A 26,675-nucleotide genomic window follows, 5' to 3' on the forward strand; every position below is an offset into this window, starting at 1 on the left:
AACTATACAGAACGCTAACAATGAACCTTCAGTGCGAGAGGGAAGAACCATGAGCACCAACGCCAAGCTGCCACTGGATATGCTGTACCAGTGGGAAAACAACCACAAAGACCGGCTCTACATGACCCAGCCCATGGGCGACGGCACGGTGGATGAATTCACCTGGGGCCGCGCGGTGGACGAAGCCCGGCGCATGGCGGCTTACCTGAAGTCTCTCGATCTGCCGGAGAAGAGCCGGGTCGGGATTATCTCCAAGAACTGCGCCCACTGGATCATGACCGACTGGGCCATCTGGCTGGCCGGGCATATTTCTGTGCCCCTGTACCCGATGCTGAATGCCGACACGGTGAACTACGTACTCAACCACGCCGGCTGTGAAGTGCTGTTTGTGGGTAAGCTGGATGACTGGCCGAGCATGAAGCCGGGTGTTCCGGAGTCTGTGCGTTGCATTTCGTACCCGCTCAGCCCGCCCAACAACTATGAAACCTGGAACACAATTGTTGCCGGCAACGAGCCGCTGCAGGGCAACCCGGTGAGGGATGCAGAAGAGCTGGCCACCATTGTTTATACCTCCGGCAGTACCGGGCGGCCCAAGGGTGTGATGCTCAGCTTCGACAACATGGCCTTTGCCGCAGAAGGTGGCATCAAAACCCTGAATGTGGGGCCGGATGAGCGCATGCTGTCTTACCTGCCCATGGCCCATGTGTTCGAGCGTACGTTTGTCGAGCTGGGTTCGCTCTATGCCGGTTTCCAGCTGTTTTTTGCCGAATCCCTGGATACCTTCGTGCAGGATCTTCAGCGGGCGCGGCCCACGCTGTTCTTGTCTGTACCCCGCTTGTGGGTGAAGTTCCAGCACGGCGTGCTGCAGAAAGTGCCCAAGCACAAGCTGGACCGCCTGCTGAAGATCCCGCTGGTGAACAAGCTGATCAAGAAGAAGGTGCTGAAGAACCTGGGCCTGGACCAGGTAAAGCTGGCTGGCTCTGGCTCAGCGCCCTTGTCCCACGATGTGCTGGACTGGTACCGCAACCTGGGGCTGGAATTGCTGGAAGGCTACGGCATGTCTGAAAACTTTGCCTATTCCCACATGAACAAGCCGGGGCGCACCCGCACCGGCTACGTGGGCGAAGCATTGCCGGGGGTAGAAACCCGCATCAGCGAGCAGGGCGAAGTCCAGGTGAAGAGCCCGGCCACCATGATGGGTTATTACAAGGATGACGAGAAAACTGTGGAAGCTTTCACCGAAGATGGCTTCCTCAGAACCGGCGACAAGGGCGAGATCGACGAGATGGGGCGCCTGAAGCTTACCGGCCGACTGAAGGAAATCTTCAAAACCAGCAAGGGTAAGTACATTGCACCCGCCAAGCTGGAAAACCTGCTGATGGCCCATGAGTCCATCGAGGTGTGCTGTGTATCCGGTGCTAACCAGACCCAGCCCTTTGCCATGGTGATGCTGAACGAAGAGCTGCGGCCCCTGGTGCAAGACGATGCAGCATTGAAAAAGGAAATCGAGGACAGCCTGAAGCAGCTCATCCAGGACATCCACAAGCAGGTTGATCCCCACGAGCAGCTGGCGTTCATCATCGTGATGCAAGACGAGTGGACCATCGAGAACAGCTTCCTGACCCCGACCCTGAAGCTCAAGCGTAACGTGGTGGAAGACACCTACCAGCAGAAGGTAGACGCCTGGTACGGGCAGAAGAAACCCGTTATCTGGCAGTAAGTTTTGCCAGCATAAGCAGTAACGAAAAGAGCCCCGGTCGGGGCTCTTTTCAGTTGAGGTGTCAGGAACTTCAGCTGCTGGCTTTCAGGGGCAGCCTGCGCTGGCGAACGCCGGTCAGCCGGAACAGGGCGTTGCCCAGAGCAGGGATAACCGGTGGAACCCCGGGCTCGCCGACACCGGTAGGTGCCTCGTTGCTGTCCACGATATCCAGTTCAACGTCTGGCAAGTTGTGCATGGCCATCACTGGGTAATCGTGGAAGTTGCTCTGCTGAACCTTGCCATCTGCCAGGGTGATCTCGCCCCACAGCGCTGCTGACAGGCCGAACAGAATGCCGCCCTTGATCTGGTCGCTTACCACCGACGGGTTTACCACCTGGCCGCAATCCACGGCGCACCACACCTTGTGTACCTTGATCTCGCTGCCTTCAATGCTCGCCTCAACCACCTGGGCTACGAAGGTACCGAAGCTCTGGAACACTGCCACGCCCTTGGCACGCCCGGAAGCACTGGCGCTGTTCCAGCGGGACATCTCTGCCACCCGGTCAAGTACCTGAAGGTGCCTGGGCTGGTTCTGAAGCCTGGCCCGGCGGAACGCAATGGGGTCTTCCCCCAGTTCATGGGCGATTTCGTCCATAAAGGTTTCCACCGCAAAGCCGTTATGGGAATAACCCACCGAGCGCCACCAGGTGATCGGGAAGCCCGGGTCGCTGTGGGTATGTCGCAGCTCCACATTAGGCACCTGATACGGATAGTCGATGGCGCCTTCAATGGCGGAGACATCTTTCGGCGTGGCTAACCCTTCGGCAGCCAGGCCCACCCGCCCCAGGGTGTTGTAAAGCATTTTCGGAGCCCAGGGGTACTGGGCCGGTGCCGCGTTGGTGATATACCAGTCAAGGATCTGAGGCCCGACAATCTGGTGGTGCCAGCCTTCGAGCCTGTTGCCGCTGACCGCGGCCCGCATCCGGTGCAGCATGGCCGGGCGGCAGGGGCTGTGTTGGGTATCTTCCTCCCGGGACCAGACCAGCTTTACCGGGGCCTTCATGCGGTAAGACACAGCAGCGGCTTCCTCGATGTAATCGTTGGTCAGCCTCCGGCCAAAGCCGCCACCCAGAAACGTGGTGTGTATCGTGATATCGCCCGGTGAAAGATCGCAGCCCCGGGCGGCAGCAATGCGCCCGAGGTCCGGGGCCTGGGTAGATGCCCATACTTCCATGGCGTCGCCCTTGTACCAGGCGGTGGCATTCATGGGCTCCATGGCAAAGTGGGCGAGGTAGGGCTGTTCGTAGTCAGCGTGCAGAACCTTGCCGGCCTGCTCTTCGGCCTGCGCATAGTCGCCGTCTTCCCGTTCGCTGACACCGGCATCCTGTTCCGAATCCTTGTAGTAATGGTGGAACACGCTCTCTGTCGACAGGGTGATGGCGTCGTCGTTATCCCATTCGACCTGAAGGGCTCTCTGGGCCTTACGGGCACGCCAGTAGGAGGTGGCGACCACCGCCACACCCCGTTCAATCTCGAAGACATCCTTTACGCCGGAATGGACGGTGACATCCGCCTTGTTGAAAGATTTCACCTTCGCGCCATAGCGGGGCGGGCGGGTAACCACGGCATACAGCATGCCCGGCTGTTCGATATCAATGCCGTACACGGCGGTGCCGGTGGCCTTGGCTTCGGCATCCAGCCGTTTCATCTGCTTGCCGATGTACTTCCACTCGCTGCGGGGCTTCAAGGGAACCTCGATGCGGGGGATTTCACTGGCCGCCAGGGATGCCAGCCTGGCGTAGGGCAGGCTGTCGATGCCGTTGGGGTGTACCACCCGGCCATCCTGCGTGCTGCAGTTGTCGGTTTCTACCTGCCAGACCTTCGCTGCTGCCATCATCAGCATATAGCGGGCTTCTGCACCGGCCCGGCGAAGGGGTTCCCAGGAGGTGGCGACACTGGTGCTGCCGCCGGTAATCTGTAACTTGTAGGCAGGGTTCAGGTATTCCTTCGCTACCGGTGCAAAGCGGGGCTTGATAGAAGCCGGCTCTACATCCAGCTCTTCGGCAATCAGCGTGGTCAGGCCGGTGTAGGTGCCCTGGCCCATTTCAACCCGGGCCAGAGTGAAGTAGATGTTTCCATTGTCCTGGATTTCCAGCCAGGCATCCGGGCGCCAGGTACCGGCGTTTTCAGAGTAACCGGTATCAACAGTGGCACAGCCGGGCAGTGACAGTGACAACACCAGTCCACCAGATGCGCTGGTGGACACTTTCAGAAAGTCCCGTCGGTTCATCGCCATGGGTACAGCCTCGAATTCTTGTGATCAGGTGGAAGACGCCGATTTAACCGCTTCGACAATTCGGTGATAGGTGCCGCAACGGCACAGGTTGCCGGCCATCGCGTTCACAATATCGTCCTCGCTGGGGGAAGGGTTCTGCTCCAGCAGGTGGGCGGCGGTCATGATCTGGCCAGACTGGCAGTAACCGCACTGGGGCACACCATGTTCTACCCAGGCCTGCTGCAACGGGTGCAGTTCACCGTTTTTGCTGAGGCCTTCTATGGTGGTGATCTCCTGACCGTTTACGGCCTCTACCGGAGTCTGGCATGCGCGGGTGGGGGTTCCGCCCACGTGCACGGTGCAGGCACCGCAAAGCCCTGCACCACATCCAAACTTCGTGCCTTTCAGGTTGAGTTCGTCTCTGAGCACCCACAGCAGCGGGGTGTCTGAGTCTACATCCAGGGACCGTTTTTCTCCATTTACGACAAGAGTGATCATTGGGAAAACCTTTTGTATTTGTAGATCGCTGACTCGGCATATTAGAGGCGATTATCGAATTATGTAAACCGATCTCCGCCTTCTATCGCCCTGGAAGCCCTCGTAATTCTTAAGCTAAGCGAAATTTGGCCTGATATGACGACCCTGATTACGTGATGACCTATTACATTATGTTTCGCAACATAAAGTAAGTATACGTACTGCAGTACGATATAGATCATTAACAAAAACAAAAAAGGGGATTACCCCGAAGAGGAGGTCTGCTGTGGCTGATGAATTCCGCCCGCGTGGTCTGGCATGTTTTGCGTTAGCCGGTTTGGTTCTGGCTTTGTCCGGTTGTGGAGGAGGCGACAGCGGCTCCGATGCGGTTGCAGATGAGAGCGGGGCGGCTGCGCAGCAACCCGCTGAAAAGGAGCCGCCCCAGGCTGGAGCCGGTTCGCAGCCTGAGGCCCGTGCCTACGCCTGGAAAGACACCCGCTACCAGTTTGCCAACGGCTGCTACAGCCTGCAGGCGGATGGTTTGTATGTATCCGAGGTAGCTGATGGCCAGTACAGCGTAACTCCGGATGCCGGAAAGGCCGCCCGCTTCACCATGCGGCCCACCGAGCTGGGCTCTTACCTGATGATGTCCGGTTTCTCCCGGGAAGACAGCCAGATTGGCCAGTTTGAACTGCTGGGCATCAGCGATCCGGGCGGTGAGTTCCTGGATGCCGGCGGGCACTTCATTGGTGAACTCAGTTACCTGGTGTCCGGGTTGGGAGATACCGTCAATCTGGTGCTGGATCCGGTGCTGCCATTGGGCGGCATTCTGAGGGAGCTGGGTGAAAGCCTGGATTTTGCCGGCGGGCAACTGGGTAATGTGGACCTGCTGCCCCGACTGGCCGCCGTCGACCGGCCCAGTGACCTGGCGGTCTGGAAACTGAACAAGCATGAAGGTGCAGACCAGTACACCATGACCTCGGCGGTCACCGGTCTTTTGTTAGGCACCTCGGAAGAGGGATTAACACTCTCGTCGCCGTCCCTGCGCAATGCCGCCAATACCTTTACCTTCACTGAAGCCGAAGGCTGCACCGAATACCCGGAGGCCGGCCTGAACCTGGAGGTGGCCGACCACCGTGGCCCGGCCATCTACCTGAAAGAAGTAGATCGCTTCAAAGGCATCCAGGGCATCGATAACGACGATATCTACGGCTACGTGGATACCCATTCCCATATTTCCGCCTACGAGTTCATTGGCGGGCGCATCAACTACGGCGCTCCCTTCCACAAATTCGGCGTAACCCATGCGCTGGAAGACTGCGAAGTTGCCCACGGCCCCTGGGGCACCACCGGCTTCCTGGAACTGGTCACCAGCGGCACAGGCCCCCACGATACCCAAGGCTGGCCAAGCTTTAACGACTGGCCCCGGTACAACTCCCTGCAACACCACCAGAGCTACTACCGCTGGCTTGAGCGGGCCCACTATTCCGGTATGAAAATCCTGGTGAACCACCTGGTGCACAACGAGATCCTGTGCCGCATCAATCCCCAGAAACAGAACGACTGCGACCCGATGGAGTCCATCCTGCTGCAGATCCAGCGCATGTATGAAATGCAGGACTACATTGATGCCCAGCATGGCGGCCCCGGCGAAGGCTGGTTCCAGATTGTCACCAGTTCCGGCGAAGCCCGGGACGTCATCGACGATGGCAAGCTGGCGGTGGTACTGGGCATTGAAATGTCCAAGGTGCTTAAGTGCGGCGAATTCCTGGATGTGGCCGAATGTACCCGGCAAGACATCGTGGAGCGGCTGGACAAGCTGTACCAACTGGGTGTGCGCAACATTTTCCCGGTTCACAAGTTCGATAACGCCTTTGGCGGCCACTTGCCCGATCTGACCTCCGGTGTCGGCATTGGCCCGGTGCTCTATGCCGGCAACCTGCTGGAAACCGGCCACACCATCGAATTCGAGGAATGCCCCGAAGGCACTGAATTTGTTGGCGATGAAACAGACCAGAATGCTGCCATGCAGCCCTTCGGCATCCTTGACCAGCTGCTGTTCCAGATGGACTACATCGGCGACCGTTTCCCGGAAACCCCAGAACAGCTGCAAGCGCTGGACCCGCGCCAGGGCACTGAACACCTGTGTAACCGCCGTGGCCTGACAGATCTGGGCGATTTCCTGGTCCAGGAGCTGATTCGCCGCAAGATGATGATCGAAACCGACCACATCAGCCGCAAGGCCGCCGCTCGCATCCTCGACATTACCGGCCGGCTGGGTTACCCGGTGATTAACAGCCACGGCAGCTGGGGCGGCACCGAAGCCCTGCGCGACCGCATTGCCAGCCAGGGTGGCATTACCGCTTCCTTTGGTGGCACCCGTGAAAACTGGGTCGACAAACTGCTGCGCGACGGCAACCGCCCCCGCACCGAAAACCTCAAGGTTGGCCCCTTCGGTGGCGCCGGCTTCGCCTCGGACGTCAACGGTATCGCCCAGCTGGCGAGCAACCCCGGTACCCCGGAAGACGACGCCCGCCTGTACCCGTTCGAATCGGTTGATGGCCGGGTGATCTTTCACAAACAAAGAACTGGCGACCGCGAATTCGGCCTGTACGACGGCCGCGGCGTGGCCCATTACGGCCTCTACCCGGACCAGATCGCCGACATGATCCTCAACACCGATCGCCCGAAAGAACAGGTCGACGAAGCCGTCAACCAGCTCTTCACCTCCGCCGAGGCCTACCTCCGGATGTGGGAACGCATCGAAAACGCCCCCCTTTAAAAAGGACGCGACTGATATGAAACTCACAACAAGAACTCACTTACCCTGGCGCACCGGCGCCACGGTGCTGGGCATCAGCGCTTTGCTTTCCCTGAGCGGCTGCTTTGGCGGCTCGGGAGGCTCCTCCGGCAGCCCTGCAGCAGAGAGCGATAACCAACCGGAGCAGGAAGAAACCGTCGCCAGGTTCAGTGAAGGCCGGGTGTTCAAGGTGGAGCCCGGTGAACGGGCCACCGAAGACATGGTGGCCGCGATGATCCAGCTGCGCCCGGGGGATGCACTGGAGTTTGGTTGTGGTTACTTCGACCTGTACCACGGCCTGTTGATCCAGGCCACGGAAGATGTAGAGATCCGCGGTTGTGGCAAAGATGAAACCGTCCTCAACTTTCGCGACAGCGACAACGTAACCGGCCTGGAAGCCCTGAACGTTCGGGGTATCACGGTGAAGGATCTCACTATCCTCGACTCACCAGGCGATGCCTTCAAGCTCAAGGGCGTGAAGTGGGGTACTTTGCTGAACGTGCGGGCCATCTGGTCCGGTGGTGGTGAACCCATTACCCGGGAAAACTACGCCTCCCGCTTGCAGGTGGAATGCACCACCCCGCCGTTCAACGAAGGCGACCCGGCACCGGATTACGTGCCCAGTTCCGACAGCGGCCGTTACGGCATCTACCCGGTGGAATCCGAGAACATCCTGGTGGATAACTCCGAATCTATCGGTGCCTCGGACGCCGGCATCTACGTTGGCCAGACCAACACCGCCATCATCAGGAACAGCCGCGCGGCCTATAACGTGATGGGCTTTGAGATCGAAAACGTCCAGGGCGGCGAGTACGACAACAACCTGGCGGAATGTAACACCGGCGGCTTCCTGATCTACGACCTGGAAAACATCACCCAGTACGGCGACACCTCGGTGATGCTGAACAACGTCTCCCGCAACAACAATACCTACAATTTCGCCCACAGTGGCCTGGTGTCTGCCGTGCCCCGGGGTACCGGATTTATCACCCTCGGGTACGACAACATCGAGGTGTACGACAACGTCTTCGAAGACAACAGCACCGCAGCCGTGATCTATACCAGCTATGAGCTGATTGATGGCAAGGGCAAAACCTCGGACAAAAAGCTGGACCCGTACACCGAAGGCCTGCACATCTACAACAACGTCATGAAGAACTCCGGCTTCGATTTGCCGGCTCCGAACCTGGAGAAAGTGATCGGCGAAGGCGAGGTGGAAACCCTGCTGCCCACGCTGATTGGCATCAAGAACATCCATACCCCGGGCAAGGGTGCCCACATTGTGTGGGATGGGCTGCTGGATGACTACGATGCCGAGTGCCCGTACCCGGTGGATGCCAGTGGCCAGCCGGTGCCGAAAGATGAGAACGGCAAGCCCATCCACACCAACGAGCACCCGAACCCGGCGTGCCATTACAACGCCTACAAGTTCAACGCACAGGGCGAGCGCAAGCTGCCGGAGTGGGGTTCGTGCATCTACAACAACGAGATGTCGTCAGACAGCCAGGATTACATCAATTTCCACGGTATGCGTGGCCTGGAACTGGTATTGAATGTTGTGGATTTTGACTTGGGTGCGATCTTTTCGTGGCAAGGGCTGCAGGACACGCTTACCGGCCCGCTCGAATTCTTCGCGGACACCGAGCTGGAAGACCACGACTGCAACGCCCGTTTCGGCCGTACATTGGCCAGCCTGCCCCGGGTAACCATTCCACCGTTCGAACGCAGCGGTTCAGTAGACCCGGCACCTACCCAGGAATACATCAACCAGCTGTGTGAAGCGCCGGTGAAACCGGGTGAAATCAACCGTGAGGCCCTGGTTGTCGACTGCCCGCGCCTGGACCAGTACAACCTGTTCGCCAACGCGCAAGACCCGCGCAGCATGCCCCACGAAGGCGGCGTGCCGTTCGTGCTCAACTCCAAGCTGTTCTCCGACTACGCCACCAAGTACCGGGTTGCGTTCATCCCGCCCGGCACCAAGGCGGTGTATATGGATGGCCAGAACGGCGGCAACCTGAATGGCACCATTCACTTCCCGAATGGCACCGTGATCGCCAAAACCTTCGCCTTCACCGACGAAAGCAAAGGCACCGAAGAATTGGTGGAATCCCGCTTGCTGATCAAGCGCACCTCCCAGAGTGGCAAGGCAGTCTGGAGCGGCCCCACCTACAGCTGGAGCACTGACGACAGCGGCAAGAAAGTGGCCAAACTGGTGCCGGGCGGCGAAACCCGCAGTGTAAGCTGGCACTATGAAGACCAGCACACCGGCAAGTTGCTGGCCGGCTCCACCGACAGCTACGCCATTCCCAACCAGAACCAGTGCATCACCTGCCACTCCAACGACGACCTGGAAGCGGGCGCCGCGCCCATCGGCCCGAAACCCCGCAACCTGAACCGTGCCTACGTTCCGGAATCCCGCTTCATGGGCACCGAAGGGCAGGGCGGTTTCCCGCAGGTGAACCAGCTCAAGTACTGGCAGGATCAAGGCATCCTGGCCAACGTGCCGGCGCTGCAGATAGATGGCCGCGGCATCGCCACCAACATCGAGCGCCTGCCTCACTGGAACGTACCGGGCGACAGCGGTGCCACCGCCGGCTCTGATGCCGACGTGGAAACCCGCCTGCGGGCCTACATGGAAGTAAACTGCCAGCATTGTCACAACGACAAGGGCGCGGCCTCCAACACCGGCTACTACCTGGACCACTACCGCAAGATCGACGCCGGCTACGGCATCTGCAAGAAGCCCACCGCCACCGGCGGCGGCTCCTGCGGCCGACAGCACGTGGTGGTGCCCGGCAGCCCGGATCAGTCCATCGTCTCCTGCCGTGTGGAAAACGCCGATGACCCGCAGCGCAAAATGCCGCCCATCGCCAAGAGCGTAAGCCACACCGAAGCCGTCGAACTCCTCAACAGCTGGATCGCCAACGTCGTCAACTCCGACTACGAAAACGGTGAAGCCTGCAGCGGCACCGGCATCTTCCAGTCCCTCAACCAATAACAACGGCGGGTCAGACCCCCGGTACATTTCGAATGGTGAAATGTATCGGGGGTCTGACCCCGTTTACAAAAGGTGAAAGCATGATGATTAACAGAAATACGTTACGGGGTGCCCTGGTGCCGCTGGTGGCGCTGACTCTGGTGGCTTGTGGCGGTGACTCCGGTTCGGAACCGGTCACTGAAACGTCAGTTCAAGCATCTGCAAACCCGAAACCTGGATCGGCGCAGCCGGGGAATAACTCCGGTGCCGGCAATGGCTCAGGCGACACCGCACCGGAAGTCGAGCTTGGCCCGGTGGTTCCAGCGGTGGCCTACGCTACCGACACCCGCACTGAAAATAGAGATCCTTTCCCCAACATTCAGCCGATCATTTCCGATGCCCCGCCGTCATGCGCGCCGGAAGGCCGGCCCCTGGCTTCGGGCCCGTCCTGTGATGACGTGAAAGCCGCAAGCTACTACCGGGACAGTCCCACCACCTGGCTTGATGCCCAAGTATTCATTCCAGAGCATCGTGAAGGGGAAAAACTGCCGGTTATCCTGCATAGCCATGGCTGGGGCGGGAGCAAACTTACCGGCCTGCCGGAGCAGCCTTATTGTGAAGAGCACCTGAAACCCTATAACTGCCCGGTCAACGAGGGCGGTGGCCTGCTGTCGATGTTTGGCCAGTTGGATGATGTACTGGCAGACCTTCACAACAGTGGTTACATCGTAGTGAGCTTCTCCCAGCGGGGCTTCGGCGATTCCGAAGGGCAGGTTATGGTGATGAACCCGTACCACGAAACCCGTGATGCTCAGGCGGTGATCGACTGGATTGCCCAAAGGGCGAGTGATGGTCGCCTGCCGGTTGCCGTGGATGACACGGGAGACTTCCCGCTGGGCCTGTTTGGTGGCTCATACGGCGGTGGCTTTCAGTTAACACTGGCCGCGCTGGACGAGCGGGTAGACACCATTGTTCCGGTAGGCACCTGGCACGCCCTGGAGCAAGCCATTATGCCGAACGGCGCAGTCAAAGGCGGCTGGGGCAACCTGCTGTGCCTGTTGTCGACCGGCAAATCCCGCAGCCCTCTCCTGGATGAAGCCTGTACAGGCATGTTCTTCCCGTTCATCCGCACCCGCGACGCGGTAGATCCGACCGGCGAAATCCTCAAGTTCATGAGCCAGAACGGCCTGCACTACCTGAAATCTCTGGAAGTGGCCCAGCAGCCGTTCCGCGAAGGGGATGCCCCGTTCCGACTGCGCCCTATCGATACGCTGTTGATTCAGGGCAACCGCGATGTGCTCTTCCCGTTACAGGAGGCAATCAACAACTACCACTACCTGAAAATCGCCGGTGGCGATGTGCGCCTGCTCTCCAACCAGTCCGGCCACATGAACCCGCTGGCCAACCAGGTGGATGGCACCACTTCCTGTGGCGGTGTGGATATGTTCAAGGCCATCCGCATCTGGTTTGACGTGAAACTGCGCGGGGCTGATGAAAGCCTGCTGGAGCAGATTCCCGGCGTGTGTATTACCCTCGACAACGAAAAAGCCCTGATTGCCGACGAAGTGCCGGGCCTGAATTTTGAGGCAGACCAGGCCATGGGCCTGGACCAGACCTGGCGTTCATTCCACATGGACATCGGGGCCCTGAGAGGCGCTCAGGAATGCCAGACCATTTACGACGTTCCAGCCGGCGAGCGCAAAGTACTGGCGGGTATCCCGAGGCTGCGTGACTTCAGGGTAAACGGAGACCTGGTTGGCGGACTGGGCGTGGCCTATATGGGCGTTTGTGTAGTCCGGGACGGCCAGACCTTACTGGTAGATGACATGCTCACCGGCTTCATCCCGGGTGACTACCCGAACCACGAACTGGTGGCAGTGGGCGAAGCCCTTCGCCCCGGCGACAAAGTCGGTGTAATGGCGTTCAAATCCCAGGAAAACATGAACTTCATGAGCACTGCCACCGTTGGCCAGGTTACCGAACTGCTGCTCAACGGCTTCAGCCCCGGTAGCGGCCTGCCAGGCAGTACCGTTCAAGGATTGCTGGATCCCTTGCAGGGCCTGCTGAGTTCAGTAATCGTCAACGCCTACACCGTTTCCGGTGAAATCCAGCTACCCGTGCTGGAGTCTGAACTCCTGAGCCAGCGCACTGCCGATCCTTACTACGGCACTCCCGAAAACTTCAACCAACAGCCCTGGTAACAAAAGCGGGTCAGACCCCCGATACATTTCGAATGGTGAAATGTATCGGGGGTCTGACCCGGCTGTACAAAAAGTGGACAATTTGGCGGTTGGCTGCCATACCTAAGCTGAAGCCAGTTGTGAACTCGCATCAGGCACAACTCTATTGCGCAGTGGGTCGGGCTTGTCCGGGGGATGGCAGGTCTGAACTTGTGCACAGAGGAACGTGTCATGAAAAACATAGTGTTTAACTATCTGTTTGCTTTGGTGGTTGCACTGGCACTGGCTGGTTGCAACAGCGACAGCTCTTCCTCAGGAGCTGATGATGTTGCTTCTCCCACGCCTACCACACAGCCCCAATCTCCAACCCCCTCCGAAACCGACCCCGAAACTGATCCACCTATGCAGTCGGCTGATCCATTGGTGCCGGTAGCGGGGGAGGGGTATGCCCAGAAGGGCCCTTATCAAACCGGTGCGACGGTTACAGTGCAGGAGCTTGATAGCGAGGGCAGTTTGACCGGGCAAACCTGGTCTACCCAGACGGACTCGAACGGAAAAATCCGGTTCGAAGGAATTGGCTGGCAGGGGCTGGCCATGGTGACGGTAAATGGTCATTACTTTAATGAGTACAGCGGTGCCTATACCCCCGAGCCCTTCCGCTTGCGGGCAGTCATGTATGTATCTGACGAAACCCTGGTAGGAAACGTAAACCTGTTCACCCACCTGATCGCCCGTTACATGGAATATTGGTTGCCTGAAGGTTATACCTACGAGGAACTGCGTGGTTGGGCGAATGACTACATCATGACCTGGTTTGGCCTTATGACGCCTCCGGAGAACCTGAACCTGCTCGACAGCATCGATCCTGCAACGGATCGCGACAGCTACATGCTGCTGTTGTATTCGGCCGCTATGGCGAAAGCAGGCCTGACCCAGGCAGACGTTGATGCACTGGCAGAAGATTTTGCGGTTACCGATGCCGGCTGGGAAGATGAATGGCCTGAGGGCCCGGGTAAGCAAGCGCTGATGAAAATGTTCAATGAAGCCCAGAACAATGAAGCAGCGTTGATAGAGCAGGCCCGGAAGGCGCTGCAACAGGAATTTGGCCGGGTATTCCAGGCTACCGAAAGTGGCGCTAACCGGGTGGCAGGAACCATTTGTGTCTATGCCGGAGTGCTGTGCCCCTGGGGCGACCTCACTAATATTCCGATCAGCCCGGAACCCAGGGATATTCCGGTAAGTGTGCCGTATTCCGGCTCTTACGGCTTCCTCATGTATTTCAATGATAACGGTTCGGGCGCAACAGCCAGGTTTGGCCGGGCTCCGGGAGATAACTCTATCCGCAGTGTGTCAGGCAGCGTGAGCGATTTTCTGGAGTTTATGATTCAGCCCATCGAGGGGGATCGACGCTACAACCTGGGCCTGAGCAGCACCACCAACAAAACCGTCACAAGTGTGAGAATGTTCCAGCTCAGCCAGGGCATCAAGAAAGATCCGTACCCGCTGGTTGTTGGCGATAACGCCGGGTTGGTCGGGATTGAGTGGGGTATCTTCCGAAACACCGACAGCTACTACCAGCTGATTGCGGGCCCCGGGCGCTATCGTTTCACCATTGGCGGCTACACCTGTGGCACCAGCACTGCACCGGTGGTCGTCAGGGGCTATCAGTGGGATTGGGATATCCGCGAGCCGTTGCCGGAGGACCAGGCCGGTAGAACGCCGTTCGACACGGCTTCGAGTGCACAGTCCAGTGAAAACCAGTGCTCGCATCAGATCGAGTTGATAAACGACACCCATCCCAACCGCCTTTATCTGCATGTGGAGGCTATTGGTATCAGGGATACAAGCATCAACGCTAACCGTGCAATTTCTGAGGATTTCACAATCAGGGTTGAGCGGATCTAAGGGAGGCGGGTCAGACCCCCGGTACATTTCGAGTGGTGAAATGTATCGGGGGCCTGACCCCGTTTTGGTACTTGGGGTTAGGCTAAACTACCGCAACCAACTGGCCGAGCATAGTATGGCGGGTTACAGATCGGGGATGCCGGTCTTGGCTGCACAAACTCGGCTGACTTCAAACTCTTCCAGCACTGATAGTAGCTCAAACCCCCCGCTGAAGATCTCAACTGCGTCGAAGGGTTGGCTGGTTTCAAACACCAGATACTCAAAGTCACCGCTACCGATAAGTTGCGATAGACCTAGCAGATCCAGGTCTGCACCCACGCTGCCGCCGGTTTCTTCCTGTACTTCACCGTTGAGCAAGGTTCTGACCTGAAGCCCGCCATTGGTTAATAGTCCGAGTTTGACAAGTTGTGGAGCATTGCGGATAGCAACTCCTACATAGTTGTTGGCCGGATAGACAAAGTTCGTACCGCTAGCAATGCGCAGGGAGACAGAAGACAGGCCCAGCAAGTTGGTGTTGTAGATCGCTGCAGTGTTGGTTAAGTCATCATCTACTACATTATTGGGGTTATTGACTCCGCAAAGCAGGCTGCCAGCATCACCTGACAACAGACACCCGGTGGTGTTAACCGATGTCGTAGCCTTAACAGCACTATCGTTGGCCCGCATCGGGCTATAGATTCCCTCGACAGAGCAAGAGAAACCGTCTTCAATGCCCGGATCGCAAGCATCACCAATGCCGTTGCCGTTTTCATCGTTTTGTCCGGGATTTGCAACAACTGGGCAGTTATCGGCGTCATTCAGCACGCCGTCACCATCAATGTCTTTATCGCAGGTATCTCCAACGCCGTTCCCGTCCAGGTCTGACTGGCTTGGGTTAGCGATATCCGGACAGTTATCCCATGGCTGGCCAACTATGTCTTGTGAAATGAACGGCTCAATGGTCGGGTACAGGGTGGGAAAACCATCGCCGTCCGGATCAACTGATTCATTACACAGCGCCGGATCAACGCCCGGCACACGGGGGCATGGATCGTCCTCGTTCGGAACGCCATCGCCATCCCAATCATCTTCCGTGGGCTGAAGAGGCAGGTAGGGGTTTGACGAGTTTGACTCGTCACTATCTCCACTCCCTTCTCCTCCGGCGCTGCCATCTTGTTCGGTGCCAGCCGAGAGTTCGTCGAGTGGTAGTCTGGAGTCGCTGTTGTCCGAGCGGCAACCCAGCATGGTTGTTGTGGATAAAACGAGTAGAGCGAACGTGAAGAAATTCAGTTTTCTGAGCATTTTTGAAGTCCTTGTTAGAAAATATTCCAAGTTTATATGTAGAATAGGGTCTCTTATGCGAAACAAGTTTGTAGATATTTAATGTGGTGATTAGCAAGATCGCGCCTTGAACCTGGCTATCACTGGATCATGTTTGAGTGCCGCCCAGTCGGGCGGCACGATCCTGAACGGGTCAGTCCTGATCCTTCTTTATGATTTCGGAGTACTGCCCGGAAACTATTGCCTCAACCCGGCGATTCTGGGCCCGGCCAGCTTCTGTTTGGTTGCTTGCGATTGGCTGTGATTCGCCCATCCCTGTCGTGCGAATACGGTCCGGGTTGATCATGTACTCGTCAACCAGAACTTTCATCACTGCGCCTGCCCGGCTTTTTGACAGCCGCTGGTTGTATGAAGCTGGCCCAGTGCTGTCTGTGTGGCCTTCGAGCAGAATACGCGATGTAGGGTACTGCCGTAAGATGGTGGCAAGCTTGCCAATATCGTCGAAGTATTCAGGGCGCACCATGGTCTTGTCGTGCTCAAATTCAACATAAAGCGTTTCTTTTATGTCCCTCGTTAGCTCTTTAGCACAGCCGTCATCGTCAACCAGAGCCCCGGTTGGTGTATTCGGGCACTTGTCGCGATAGTCTGGTACACCGTCGCCATCCGAGTCTGCTGGCGGTGTGGAAATCTGTGACAAGTCAAGCGCCTCCCGGCTGGAAGGAGCTTTCCGGAACTTCCGCCCGAACATATAATGAACGCCAGCAAAGAGCTGGGCGTCAAAAAATTCGTCTTCAACTTCCAGCATGCCCCTTGCGCCAGCCTCCGCCAGGAAGCGTGGGGCGATCATTTTCTGCAGACCCCCTTCGGCGTATATCAGGTCTTCATTTTTGGAAGTAAAACCGGCGTCTATGTTCTGGTAGGTATAGCCTGCGCCGGCAAAGGGGCGCCAGCCACCAAGCCGATAGTGCGTGGGGTGCAATCGGCCGCCCAACATTCCTCGCCATAGCTCGGTGTCGACCTTTGTATTACGGGTTTCTGGCTCGGCATAGCCGCCCTGCAAGAGCATGCTGACATTTGGGTTAAACTGGTGTGTGAAGTTAACGCCCAGCGACCAGTAATTGGACAGATCACCCACCGAGCTGGACTTGTTCTCGGAGTTACCAGAGTCAAGATAGCTGGTTTCAAGACCCAGAGTGCTGTATCGCTGGGGGAAATCCTGCGAGGCTAGCGCCAACGAAGGTAGGGTAAGTGCTGCGGTGAACACTACAGACTTAAAATCCGGCATGGCTGAAATTCCTTGTAGTCTACTGACATTGCTTGTCATTTCAAATCTGATTCGGAAGGTATAGTACTATACATATGATATTTTTGTTAAGTGTTGGTTTATCGTGTCAAGCCGGTCTTTATGGATTCGCGGCCAGTTTGATAGGGTAGCTACTGAGGAGCGCCATGAAAGCTCTCCTGCTCACTGTTAACGCTAGCATGATCATTCTGTGGTCGGTTGTTTTGAATGCGGGGAAGTAACCCGCTACCGGCGGCGGTTCAACCGGCTTTCCGGCGAGAGGCTTACACCCGGAACTGGGTATCAGAACTAGTGCTCGCGAATGGATAGGGTGGCTATAGCGATGCCATATCAGGACATTCGGCTCCCGGTGTCTGGAACATGACGTTAGTGCCAGGCGGAATCACGGTGGTTTCGTCGGTACGAATGGCGTCCATGTTGAACACGGTGAGGAATTTGGCAGCACCAAAGCGGGTTTGCACATCGTAGGCGATGGCGTTCAGCTCGTTGTAGGGCGGCAGGGCAACCAGCTTGTCCAGCAGGTCCATCCGGTTGGAGGCTTTGCGGGGGAAGTCTTCGTTGGGGGCGCCTTCTTCATCCAGCCAGCGATTCCAGTGCTGGTTTATATCATCCAGCACTTCCCGGTTAGCCCGCTGGGGCAGGTTCAGGAACCGGCAGTGGCCAAAATTATCCAGCTTCTGTTTGTTGGCATCCCACTCGCCGATATCGATTTTAACGTCGGCAAAGCAGACCCCGGCGCCAGAACTGGCGCTCTGGCGGACCGCAGCGCCAATCAGGCTGCCGGGGCCTTTGTGGCCGTACAGCAGGGTAACGCCACTGGCCGGCAGCCGGAAGCCGTCTTGCTGGAAGTAGTCTGGCCTGCAAATAATATGTGTGTCGGGCTGGGAATCACCCTCAAAAAAGAAGAACGTTTTGGCCCCGATAACAGACACGTTAGTGAATCCTTGTGACAGTTCAGTGCGCCCCATGCGGCGCTACGGCAATATTGCCAGACTCAATAATTGGTTATGTTAACATCGTACACATTTTCGGAAAAACATACCCTATACCATACAGGTACTGTGCATGCAGCAATCCAGAAGCCGGCAATCCCGGAATGAGCTGACCCACCCCTCGGCACCGATCAGTGGTAATACGCTGATGAACCTTAAACTGGTTCTCGAAAGTGTAGTGGGTGATGGGGAAGTCCGGGACCTTGACCTTGCCATGTTGCTGAACGTGCCGGTAAACCGCCTGGGCCGCCTGAAAAAGGCCGGTGCCCCCGCGGGCGCTGCTGAAACGCCGGAGCCGGATGACGAGCAGGACGATGCGACCGCCGCAACAATCCGCCCCAACCAGGCCATCCTGGTTCGCCTTCTTCTGAAACACCCGGAATACGCGCCGCTGACCATGCGCCCGGGTAATGCCGAAATGTTCGAACTGATTGCTCCGCTGATGCCGGGCACAGGCAGCAATGGCAAGATGGCCGGCAAGCAGGGTTACGCGCCGCTGTTTGGCCGCTCCTACGTGTCGTCATACAAAATGCTGGCCGAGGCGGAATCCACCAGCTTGCCGGTTGTCCGTTTGCAGTTGTTGATTGTTGGCCGGCTGGGGGAAATGTTCCGGGAGCTGTGCCTGACAAAAGTACAACAGGCCGCCAAGAAAGTACCGGACTATGTCATGCAAAGCCTGAAGCACGATGCCGGTTGGCAGCTGCTGAGAGCCAGGGACTCCCTGACCGACTGGATGCCGGATGTGGTTTTCGAGGAATTCAGTGCCGAGCTGCTCAGCCAGTGGCGCACCTGGTTCAACGAATGCTACCTGACGGCACTTCGCGACGAGGCGTTGTCACGGGACCTGGACCCGGACAAGGTGGCACTCAAAGGTAACTGGACCAACCGGAAGAACGTAGAGCCGGCAGATCTCCAGAACTACGACCGGGCCACGCAACCGATTCTCGGCTGTGAAGACAGCCTGTTCAGTATTTTCCGGGAAAGCTTCGGGCTGACCAGTGCCGAGGCGTTCTGGGCGCTGGGGCTGCAGGTGAAAGCTTTTTACCGTTTCCGCCAGCGCGCCCGGCAGCGCATCGACGCACCCTCAGCCCTGCTGGTCCGTTACCTGTTCCGTTACCCGGACGACATCCGCCACATTATTCCTGCACCACCCAGTGGCGAAAGCATCCTGCAAAGTATTCAGCAGGACGATCCGGCCTTCCGCACCAGCCAGCTGGGCCCGATGTTTGGTGCCTCCCGGGTGATGAGCTACGAATTTGCCGCCGACCAGAATTCCAGCCCGTTTTTTGCCCGCCGCCTGGCCACTATTTACGCCGAACAGAAGCGTCGGGGCCAGCCGATTTACAGCCAGTTGCGGGAATGCGTGGAAGACGAGCTGAAGGCGAGAGGGCTGGATTCCGGGGAGTTCTGGCGTGATGGGCGTTGGAATCCTTGAACTTCATGTGGTTAGAGCGTGAAGGCGTGTGTTAGGCGTGTTTCAGGGCGTCCGCCTTACGACAGCGGATGAAGAACGGTTCACTTTTCTTTACAAAATTTTGCATCCTTAGGGTTCCCAGATTGCAATAAGTAGATATCATAACGTTATTAAGATGATTCAGGTCAATATTGGATAACTTGATCGATGTTAGGCGGTGCTTTTGCCGTTTGGTGGTTTGAGGTTTAATCAACAACAGGTAGCTAGAGGTGATCAGTTATGAAGCTCGATAAAGCAGCAGTTGCTCGGATTAAGAATGCTACGCCTAAGAAGCAGAAGGGGGCTTCGGCGATCGAGTATTTGGTTCTTGCAGGGGTAGTGATTGCGATTATTGTTGCTGTTTTCGCATCGGGAAATGGCGACACTATAGCAACTTGGTTTGATGAGACGATTATGAGCCAGTTCGAAACGACGACGCCCCCTGAGTGAAGTTGGTGTCAGTCTCAATTAGCTCTTCCAAATTCTGGGGGGGATACTGGATAACTGTCGCAGCTTGAGAGGTTTTAATGTGCGCTCACAATACGTGTCTGGTGTGGTTGCCTTGGAATTTCTCCTTATCCTTCCCTTAATCATAGGCCTGCTTTATGCAGGTCTCGTCTACGGGGTACTGTTTCTTTCCAAGGTGGAGTTGCAGCGGGCGGCAGATGGGGCGGCAGCTTCTGTCTACTACTTGGATCGCCGTAACCTGAACCCCGATGACGTTGATGGCTTTGAAGTGGCAGTGCGTGATCATGCAGAAACAGCTCTGGAGCGTTCGTCCAGTTTGTTAAGTCGCCGGCTACTGGTGGATGTTGCTGAGTGTGAGACTCCCGGTGCGGGTGATTCGGCCGTTGATGTTGTGTTGTTGAAATGCAATATATCCGTAATTCCGTCTGATGGACGGGTGTCGTTTCTCCCCCAGCTCAACATGAGTTTCTTGGGTAGCTTCCCACCACAGCCGGCGACTTTGTCAGCTACAGCTGCCGTAACATTTTGAGAACAATGAGGAGCCATAGCTCCCTGAACAACATGGACAGGACCAACGATTATGAGGACAAGGCTCGTGTCCACCCTGCCAGCCCTTCTGCTGGCCCTGGTGGCGATCATTCTGGCGGTTGTGGGGTTGGTCAGATACAACGATCAGCCTGCAGCTACCTCATCATCGACAACCGGTCAGGTTGCCCGGTCTGAGCCGGCCGGCGAGAAGGAGCCGGAAAAGCCGACATTCACCTACCTGTTCGCTAAAGAGGACATCGAAGCCGGCACTGAGTTGAAGCCGGAGCTGTTCTCTGAAGTAACCACCACGGTTGAGCTGCCGGGCGCCCTTGCTAAAGACTCAGCGACCTTTGGCGAAGCTATCCCCAATCCCCTCAAAGCGGGTGCCCCGCTGACCGATTACGCCATGGAAGACGCCAGCATTCTGCAGCGCGAGCTGCCGGAAGGCATCCGTGCCGTGGCCTTTGACCTGAACCCCTTGTCTGGCATCGGTGGCCTGTTGCGCCCTGGTGATCTGGTTGATGTGGTGGCTACCTTCAAAGGTAACTCCGCAGACAGTGCCCTGAGCACCGTGTTGCTGCGGGAGGTCGAAGTGCTGGCCATGCGTGGAACAACCGATCCATCAGGCGGAGCTGATGACGATGACCGTCGGCGCAACAGTACCATGGTGCTGGCAGTGCCGGAAGCCGAAGTGAACCGCCTCGCCCTTGCGTCTGCGGAAGCAAACCTGCGTTTTGTTGCCACCCGGCGCGGTGTATCCATGGCGGAGCCTGTGGGGGGTGACAGCGAAACCGAAGTGGTCACCCAGGCTGATCAGAAACCGCAAGAGCCGGAAGCCATCTTCCTGGCCGACATTCGCCCCCTTTCTCCGGAAGCAAAAGCCAAAAAAGAAGCAGAGGAAAAAGCCCGGCGCCAGGAAAAGCAGAAAGAAGCAGACAACGGGCTGAAGGTCCAGATCTTTGAAGGTTCCGACACAAGGACAGTCTATGTTCGCTGATAAAACGAAAATGGCCCTTCGGGGGCTGGCTTGTCTGATGTTGGCGGGATTGCTGCCGTTCACCGCCCATGCCCGGGACGAAGCCCCGGTAGCCCTCAGCCCCGGACAACAGCATGTGCTGGTGTTTGCAAAAGAACTGGAGAAAGTCGCTGTGTCCAGCCCGGATGTGGCGTCCGTTCAGGCCAGTGCGGAAAAAGAGGTGTTGGTAACCGCGAAGGCAGCGGGTGAAACAACGGTCCGTGTATGGCTGAAGGGTGATGACACCCCTCGGGTGACGGACTACGCGGTGTCGGCCATGGCGGGTAAGCGTCAGCCGGTGCCGATGCAGGTGCAAACAGACATCCGGGTGGTAGAAGTAAACCGCCAGGAACTGAATACCCTTGGCTTTCATTACTCCAAACTACTCAATGGTGGGGAGAATGCGTTTGGCCTGTCTCCCAATGGTGGCGGGTTCACCAGCCCTGGTGGCGTCCCCGGAAGCGCTCCCGGGCTGGGAACTGAGGGCTTTAACCTTTTCAGCTTTGGCCCCAGTTCACTGACCGTCATCAACGCCCTGGAATCCGGCGGTTTCGCCTATACCCTGGCCGAACCGTCACTGGTCAGCCTGAGCGGCCAGAACGCAACCTTCCTGTCTGGCGGTGAGTTCCCGGTGCCTATCTCCGGTGATAACGGCGAGGTGGAAATCGAATACAAGGAATTCGGTGTCAGCCTGTCTTTGACGCCCACCGTGGTAGACGAAAACCAGATCATCCTGAAAGTGGCGCCGGAAGTGAGCGACCTTGATTTCACCTCCGGCGTATCCTCCGGCGGAGTGTCTGTCCCCGGGCTTCGGGTTCGCAGAACAGAAACCATGGTGTCCATGGCGCCGGGTGAGAGCTTTATCATCAGTGGCCTGGTTAGCCGCAGCACCTTCAACAACAGCGACCGTCTGCCGGGGCTGGGTAACATCCCCATTCTGGGCGCACTGTTCCGCTCTGACCGCATTTCCAACGAAGAGCGCGAGCTCATTATGGTGGTTACCCCCAGACTGGTCAGCGCCGTGCGGGAACTCCCGGAATCGGCGAAAAATTTTGGCAAGAAGTACGAGTACAGCAGCACGGAGTGGGGCGATATGGTCATCAACCCCAGAGAAGGAACCGAACCTCTGGAACATGGCCTGAGCTGGTAAGGAGCCCGACACCATGAGTGAAACCCTGATTTGCGTTGTTGAAGATGTCGGAGTGCGTGTCTGGCTTGAGCGTGTCCTGGAAGATGAATGGAGCCTGGAATTTGTTTCCGCCTCTGACCTTTCCCGGGTAGCCGGCTGGCTTCGGCAAGCGGTGCCAAACTGGCTCTGGTGGCCATCAGCGAGGATGACCCGGAAAAAGCCGTAAAACTGTTTTCGGCCCTGCACCAGTCCAATCCGGGGGTTACCCTGGTTGGGGTTGCCCGGCATATTTCCCAGGACGCGCTGCTTCAGGTAATGAGGGCAGGTGCCCGGGATTGCCTGATCACCGCCGTGGATTCAGACCGGGCGAGGGAGCGGGTCCAGAGCCTGGTCAATGAGGCGGCCGCCGAACGCCAGCAAAACGGTGAGCAAAAGCGCCGAAGCATTACCCTGGTGGTTGGTGCGTCTTCGGTGGTGGATACCCGTTTCTTTGCCCAGAACCTGGCGAGCGAGTTGAACGACCTGTACCCGGAGCAGCGGGTGTTGGCGGTAGACACCATGGCCACAGAGAATCACGCTTTCTACTTCGACAGCCTCAGCCGGTTGTCGCTGAATGACCTGGTCAACCGCACGGATTCCATTGACGAATCCTTCGTTAACACCGCGCTGGAAGAATGCAGGCCGGGGCTCCGGCTGTTGTCTGGCCAGATTATGGCGGACCAGCTCTCCGGTGACACGGCAGCGGACCTGTTCATTGCGATCTCCCGGCTGGCTGAGTTGTTTGATCACCTTATTATCCGGGTAGTGGAGCACCAGTCTGCAGATTGGCTGAAAATTCTCGGGGCTGACCTTTCGCGGCTGATGATTGTGGCCAATCCCATGGTTGAGCATGTGCAGTATGTGGAGACCATGCTGGCAGGTACAACCCAGTTGCTGGGCAGCAAGTGCCAGACCAACGTGGTGATCGACGGCTTCGACAAGAAAGCCACGCTGGCGCTGGCCGATATGGAAAAACGGATGGGCACCCAGGCAAGCCTGAAGCTGCCCCTGGATTGGCTCAACCGGCTGGACTCCATCAACGCTGGCGTACCCTTGTCGGCCTTGCTGCGCCGCTCTTCCTACCAGAAAGGCCTTGCGGAGTTTGCGAAGCGACAGTACAGCGAACAGTCGTCTGGTGCCGGTGCTCTCGGCTTCTTCAAAAAACGTGCGGCGGGCAAGGAGTAAACCGTGGCTACTCGTATCGATGAAGAGTACCAGCAGCTGAAAAAGCAGGTGCACAGTCATCTGATCGAGCGGCTGGAAGAAGAGGGTATCGAAGTAGAGCTGGCTGAAAAAGCCCAGCTGGAGCATTTTGTGCAGGCCAATGTGGGCCAGTACGTCGCAAGCCAGCGAATTCCCCTGGCTACCTCGGATCAGTCCATGCTGGCCCGGGAAACCCTGGATGAGATTGTCGGCTTTGGCCCGCTGGAACCGCTGCTGGACGACCCGCAGGTGAACGACATCCTGGTGAACGGGCCCAACAGTATCTTCGTGGAAGTGGCCGGGGTACTGCAAAAAGCCCAGACCCGCTTCATCGACGACGACCACGTGATGCGCATTATCCGCCGGGTTCTGGCACCGCTGGGCCGGCGCCTGGATGAAAGCAGCCCGATGGTGGATGCCCGCTTGCCGGATGGCTCCCGGGTGAATGCGATTATTCCGCCTATTGCCCTGGATGGCCCGTCTATTTCCATCCGGAAGTTTACCCAGAAACACCTCACTGCCAGCGACCTGGTCAACCTGGGCTCTATGACCCGGGAATGCCTGGAGCTGCTTACCGGGATTGTCCAGAATCGCCGCAACCTTCTGGTCAGTGGTGGTACCGGTACCGGTAAAACCACCATTCTGAACCTGCTCAGCCAGTTCATCCCCAAGGATGAACGCATTGTGACCATTGAGGACTCGGCCGAGCTGCAGCTTAACCACCCCCATATTGTCCGGCTGGAAACTCGGCCCGCAAACGCGGAGGGAACCGGTAAAGTGGCCGCCCGGGATCTGGTGGTCAACGCCCTGCGTATGCGGCCAGACAGGGTCATCGTGGGCGAGGTGCGTTCCGGCGAAATTATCGAGCTTCTTCAGGCCATGAATACCGGCCATGAAGGCTCCATGAGTACCATTCACGCCAACTCCTCGAAAGACGCGCTGATCCGGATTGAAACCCTGTTGGCGGTAAATGGTTATGATGCTGGTGAGCGGGCCATTGGCCGGCTTATCGGTTCGTCGCTGGATGTGATTGTGCAGCTTGCACGCTTGCCAAATGGCCGGCGCCTGGTGAGTGAAGTCGTCGCCATGACGCCGACCCGCGATGACCCGTACCAGATGGAAACCCTGTACCGGGCCAAGGAACTGGATGCCCAGGATATGGCGGGAGCTCAGTTGTGAGTGTTCAGGTGATTTGGCTGGCAGCGCTGTTCTTTGGCGCCCTCGCGGTTGTGGTTATGCTGCTGCAGCTGGTGATCGGCCAGGTCCGCCATGACCGCAACCTGAAAAAGCTCAGTAAGAACCGCCTCTATCCGCAGATTGTCACAGAAGACCAAAAGAAAGCCGGTATCGACATCGGGCCGCTGGAGCAGCTGCTGATTCGCGCCGGTATCCGCATGTCGGTAACCAAAGTGGTTGTGGTTGCGGTACTTTTCTTTGGTTCCCTGACCGGTGTTTATGTCTACCGTGGGCCCATTGAAGCCCTGGTGGCCCTGGTGGCCGTTGTGCTGATTGGCGTTACCCTGTGGCGGGTGAAGTTCGAGCGCCTTCGCCGGCAGATCTTCGAAGAGCTGCCGGGTATTGTGGATGCGGTACTTCGCTCTTTAGTGGCCGGTCGCTCGGTGGAGCAGAGCCTTCTGGTGGCCTTTGCCGATGCCTCCGATGTTTTCCAGCCCCTGAGCTTCCGCTTGCGGGGCGCGGTCAGCCAGGGCCGGGACTACACCCGCATCTTTGACGACTTCGCCGAGTTGTACAGTATTCCTCCGTTTACCCAGATTGCCATTGCCCTGCGCACGTCTGCCCGTTTCGGCTCGTCGGTTCGCCCGGTTCTTCAGGAAGTCTCCAAGGCCATTCGTGCACGGCAGGAACTGCGCCGGGAGTTTATGGCAGCAACGTCAGAAACCCGTTTCACGGCCGTGGTCTTCGCCATTTTGCCGCCTGCTATGGGGGCTTACATCGTTTTGATGAACGAAGAGTTCTCCGAAGCACTGCTGCACACCAGTACCGGCCACACCATGATGATAACCGCCGGTGTGCTGCAGGTGCTGGGAACCCTGTTGATCTGGAACCTTATCCGGGGGGTGGGCCGTGGATAACGTCTGGTTTGCGGCAGCTATCGTGTTTGCCATGGCGTCTGTGCTGTATGCCCTGGTCTGGGCGCCGGCCTGGGCGATGCGGGCGCGGGTGACGGCTCGGTTACAGCGCCGGCATCTGTCGGCAGATGATGCCCGCGAGGATTCGCCGCTGGCAGGTTTTCTGTACTGGCTGGTAGAGAAGCCGCTGTTTGCCGGGGATTTCCGAGAGCTGGAGCCGGCACTGGATGCCACAGGCAAAACAGCGCTGCAGGCCCGGGGCCATTATGTGTTGATGTGCTGGGTGTTGCCGGTTGTAGTGGGGGTGATTGGCTATATCACCAGCGACTTGCTGACCTTACTGATTGCCTTTGTGCTGGCCTTTTATGTTTCACGACAGTTGATTCGTGCGGCCGGCCGCACGGCGGAAAAACAGCAGAACCGTGAAGCCATCGAGCTGTGCCAGATGACCCGCATGCTGATGCAGGCGGGCCTCAGCCCGGAGCGGACCCTGAAGCTTATCGCCCACCAGGCCCGGGACCTGATGCCATTGCTGGTGCGTCGTATCGACCGATTTAACCGTGTGATGGAAAGTGGCGCCGACCGCACACGGGCGCTGGATGAGCTGGGCCACAACCGCAACCTCACCGTGCTTCGCAACTATGTAACCATTCTAAAGCAGGCCGGCAGCCTGGGGGCTGGGGTGTCCAGCGCCCTTGAACAGATTATTACCGAGGCCCACCACGAAGAACGCAGCAAACTGAAAGAAGAAACCAACCGTGTGGGGGCCAGGATGACCATCATCATGATGGTATTTATGTTGCCGTCACTGTTCATATTGATTGGCGGGCCGGCAGTGCTTTCCATTATGGATGCGCTGCAGCGGTAATCGACGAGTGATCA

The 26,675-nt window shown here is 57.8% G+C and carries 20 protein-coding genes; 15 read left to right on the forward strand and 5 right to left on the reverse strand.

From position 1 onward, the window contains the following. The first annotated feature begins 49 nt into the window (after positions 1–49). Entirely contained in the window at positions 50–1,720 is a 1,671-nt protein-coding gene (locus B9Q17_RS07500) for an AMP-binding protein (RefSeq protein WP_094624734.1), read from the forward strand. 70 nt (positions 1,721–1,790) lie between these two features. Here the strand turns inward: B9Q17_RS07500 and B9Q17_RS07505 are convergent, their stop codons facing one another. Beyond that, positions 1,791–3,995: a xanthine dehydrogenase family protein molybdopterin-binding subunit gene (locus tag B9Q17_RS07505; RefSeq protein WP_094624735.1), complete on the reverse strand. Its 2,205-nt coding sequence runs from the start codon at positions 3,993–3,995 to the stop codon at positions 1,791–1,793. A 24-nt stretch (positions 3,996–4,019) separates the two neighbouring features. Continuing rightward, positions 4,020–4,472 carry a (2Fe-2S)-binding protein gene (locus tag B9Q17_RS07510; RefSeq protein WP_094624736.1) on the reverse strand — a complete coding sequence of 151 codons (453 nt, stop codon included), beginning with the start codon at positions 4,470–4,472 and terminating at the stop codon, positions 4,020–4,022. A gap of 265 nt (positions 4,473–4,737) precedes the next feature. Between B9Q17_RS07510 and B9Q17_RS07515 the strand changes: the two genes are divergently transcribed. The 4 genes from B9Q17_RS07515 (at position 4,738) to B9Q17_RS07530 (ending at position 14,313) form a co-directional block, all read left to right on the forward strand. Continuing rightward, positions 4,738–7,233, forward strand: a complete 2,496-nt coding sequence (locus B9Q17_RS07515) for an amidohydrolase family protein (RefSeq protein WP_244177331.1) — start codon at positions 4,738–4,740, stop codon at positions 7,231–7,233. Between the two features lie 16 nt (positions 7,234–7,249). After that, positions 7,250–10,249 (forward strand): parallel beta-helix domain-containing protein, encoded by a 3,000-nt coding sequence (locus B9Q17_RS07520; protein ID WP_094624737.1) that lies wholly within the window; start codon positions 7,250–7,252, stop codon positions 10,247–10,249. 80 nt (positions 10,250–10,329) lie between these two features. Further along, positions 10,330–12,429 (forward strand): CocE/NonD family hydrolase, encoded by a 2,100-nt coding sequence (locus B9Q17_RS07525; protein WP_244177332.1) that lies wholly within the window; start codon positions 10,330–10,332, stop codon positions 12,427–12,429. Positions 12,430–12,810: 381 nt separating this feature from the next. After that, on the forward strand, positions 12,811–14,313 hold the full coding sequence (locus B9Q17_RS07530) for a hypothetical protein (RefSeq protein ID WP_154707618.1): 1,503 nt from the start codon (positions 12,811–12,813) through the stop codon (positions 14,311–14,313). Between the two features lie 123 nt (positions 14,314–14,436). Here the strand turns inward: B9Q17_RS07530 and B9Q17_RS18640 are convergent, their stop codons facing one another. From B9Q17_RS18640 to B9Q17_RS07545, 3 genes are all read right to left on the reverse strand, one after another. After that, positions 14,437–15,594, reverse strand: a complete 1,158-nt coding sequence (locus B9Q17_RS18640) for a thrombospondin type 3 repeat-containing protein (RefSeq protein WP_094624739.1) — start codon at positions 15,592–15,594, stop codon at positions 14,437–14,439. A 172-nt stretch (positions 15,595–15,766) separates the two neighbouring features. Further along, positions 15,767–16,858 carry an OmpA family protein gene (locus B9Q17_RS07540; RefSeq protein WP_094624740.1) on the reverse strand — a complete coding sequence of 364 codons (1,092 nt, stop codon included), beginning with the start codon at positions 16,856–16,858 and terminating at the stop codon, positions 15,767–15,769. Positions 16,859–17,190: 332 nt separating this feature from the next. After that, complete coding sequence (locus tag B9Q17_RS07545) at positions 17,191–17,808, reverse strand: hypothetical protein (RefSeq protein WP_058340220.1); 618 nt, start codon at positions 17,806–17,808, stop codon at positions 17,191–17,193. A gap of 133 nt (positions 17,809–17,941) precedes the next feature. Between B9Q17_RS07545 and B9Q17_RS07550 the strand changes: the two genes are divergently transcribed. From B9Q17_RS07550 to B9Q17_RS07590, 10 genes are all read left to right on the forward strand, one after another. After that, positions 17,942–19,303 carry a hypothetical protein gene (locus B9Q17_RS07550; protein WP_094624741.1) on the forward strand — a complete coding sequence of 454 codons (1,362 nt, stop codon included), beginning with the start codon at positions 17,942–17,944 and terminating at the stop codon, positions 19,301–19,303. A 258-nt stretch (positions 19,304–19,561) separates the two neighbouring features. Beyond that, positions 19,562–19,771, forward strand: coding sequence for a Flp family type IVb pilin (locus B9Q17_RS07555; protein WP_094624742.1), 210 nt, complete (start codon positions 19,562–19,564; stop codon positions 19,769–19,771). Positions 19,772–19,883: 112 nt separating this feature from the next. Continuing rightward, positions 19,884–20,318, forward strand: coding sequence for a pilus assembly protein TadG-related protein (locus tag B9Q17_RS07560; protein WP_167373016.1), 435 nt, complete (start codon positions 19,884–19,886; stop codon positions 20,316–20,318). A 51-nt stretch (positions 20,319–20,369) separates the two neighbouring features. After that, the gene (gene cpaB, locus B9Q17_RS07565; RefSeq protein ID WP_094624744.1) at positions 20,370–21,314 is read left to right on the forward strand and encodes a Flp pilus assembly protein CpaB; all 945 of its coding nucleotides are present in this window, start codon (positions 20,370–20,372) and stop codon (positions 21,312–21,314) included. Continuing rightward, positions 21,304–22,482 carry a type II and III secretion system protein family protein gene (locus B9Q17_RS07570; RefSeq protein WP_244177333.1) on the forward strand — a complete coding sequence of 393 codons (1,179 nt, stop codon included), beginning with the start codon at positions 21,304–21,306 and terminating at the stop codon, positions 22,480–22,482. The genes cpaB and B9Q17_RS07570 overlap by 11 nt, the downstream gene beginning before the upstream one ends. Before the next feature lie 13 nt (positions 22,483–22,495). After that, entirely contained in the window at positions 22,496–22,687 is a 192-nt protein-coding gene (locus tag B9Q17_RS18010; RefSeq protein ID WP_154707619.1) for a hypothetical protein, read from the forward strand. Beyond that, positions 22,651–23,685 (forward strand): CpaE/TadZ family protein, encoded by a 1,035-nt coding sequence (locus B9Q17_RS07575; protein WP_094624745.1) that lies wholly within the window; start codon positions 22,651–22,653, stop codon positions 23,683–23,685. The genes B9Q17_RS18010 and B9Q17_RS07575 overlap by 37 nt, the downstream gene beginning before the upstream one ends. A gap of 3 nt (positions 23,686–23,688) precedes the next feature. Further along, positions 23,689–24,882, forward strand: coding sequence for a TadA family conjugal transfer-associated ATPase (locus B9Q17_RS07580; RefSeq protein WP_058340214.1), 1,194 nt, complete (start codon positions 23,689–23,691; stop codon positions 24,880–24,882). Continuing rightward, the gene (locus tag B9Q17_RS07585; RefSeq protein WP_094624746.1) at positions 24,879–25,796 is read left to right on the forward strand and encodes a type II secretion system F family protein; all 918 of its coding nucleotides are present in this window, start codon (positions 24,879–24,881) and stop codon (positions 25,794–25,796) included. The genes B9Q17_RS07580 and B9Q17_RS07585 overlap by 4 nt, the downstream gene beginning before the upstream one ends. Then, on the forward strand, positions 25,789–26,661 hold the full coding sequence (locus B9Q17_RS07590; RefSeq protein WP_244177334.1) for a type II secretion system F family protein: 873 nt from the start codon (positions 25,789–25,791) through the stop codon (positions 26,659–26,661). Before B9Q17_RS07585 ends, B9Q17_RS07590 begins: the two co-directional genes overlap by 8 nt. The last annotated feature ends 14 nt before the right edge of the window (positions 26,662–26,675 follow it).

Source organism: Marinobacter vinifirmus, from assembly GCF_002258215.1.
In the GTDB taxonomy this organism is placed as follows: Bacteria; Pseudomonadota; Gammaproteobacteria; order Pseudomonadales; family Oleiphilaceae; genus Marinobacter; species Marinobacter vinifirmus.